This window comes from Oleiphilus sp. HI0061, from assembly GCF_001635675.1.
The window spans coordinates 1-1,067 of the sequence record NZ_LWFE01000377.1 but is presented as its reverse complement, the minus strand read 5'-3'; the positions used below and the strand labels follow the sequence as shown (position 1 = coordinate 1,067).

General features: G+C 42.9%; 1 protein-coding gene and 1 pseudogene. Both read right to left on the bottom strand.

The features are described 5' to 3' along the window. Positions 1 to 219: 219 nt before the first annotated feature. Positions 220 to 609 (bottom strand): DUF3135 domain-containing protein, encoded by a 390-nt coding sequence (locus A3735_RS05170; protein WP_068510366.1) that lies wholly within the window; start codon positions 607 to 609, stop codon positions 220 to 222. Between the two features lie 275 nt (positions 610 to 884). After that, a pseudogene (locus tag A3735_RS30310) lies at positions 885 to 1,067 on the bottom strand (phosphoribosylpyrophosphate synthetase); the annotation flags it as partial.

Below are 1,067 nucleotides of genomic sequence, written 5' to 3'. Positions count from 1 at the left end.
TCTTCGAAGCAGGCTTCTCTACAAGTGACTTGTCTAAGCCTGGTCAGGGCATCGAGATTCTAAGCACAACAGAGTTTGCTGATAAGGTAATGGCTAAGTTGGAAGAATTGCTATAAACCAGCAAAGAAATTAAAAAAGGGGAGCCATAGCGGTTCCCCTTTTTTGTTCTTGTAGGCAGAGCCTTCCACGGCTCGCTGACGGGGTAGCACGGGGCAGGCTCTACTTGGGAAACAACTCAACAATCTCCGCACTTTCCGCAGGCTTGCTGCTTTGCTCCTGTAAATACTTTCGTGGGTTTGCCAATGCCAGTTGTAGTTCCACAAACGAATCATGCATCATTTCTGAAAGTCTCATACAGGACGATAATGGGCTTCTGGCACCTTGCCTGGCCATATTTATCCTGAACTGCACTCCTTTCAAACGGCGCTGAAGTTCAATAGGTGCTTGCTCGATTGCTTGTTGATAGAGCTCTTCACGGTAACGCTCAAATGCTTCTGGCTTGTTCGAAGCTAAGTATCTTAGTTTATCAAAATCGATCGGGACGATACGAGAGTCCTGATTACCTAAGTGAGAAGACTCCGCTTCTTTAAAGTTTGATCCATCGTGCACGGTAACGACCTCTTACTGTTACAAAGTGTTAGCGATATTTTATCGGTGCGATCAAAAACTGTACAGCTAGAAGGTGTGGGCAGGTCCACGAATTTACAAGATCTCTGCAAAATTTTGTGAAATCACTTAGATAATAGCGGTGATGATTTTGATGCCAGTTTTTCAAGCACTATAAAGTGATTATTCGTCTAAGTTGTGCGCAAGCTTCGTATGATAAAAATGTGGCTTTGTAAATCTTATAGTCAATGTTTCAAGTGAGTTAACATTTGGCTTTATTACTTCAAGACTTCTGCAATAATACTGGCAATATCTATAGTGTTTGTTGAGTGGGGGACGGTGTTACAAGTTAGTATGTCTTTGATCGGTGCTTTAGACATTTCACAGTATGCATCTTCAGAGAAAAGTGCGTGCACACCAATGCATATAGGCTCTTGTAAACCTTCGGCTACAAGCGCTTC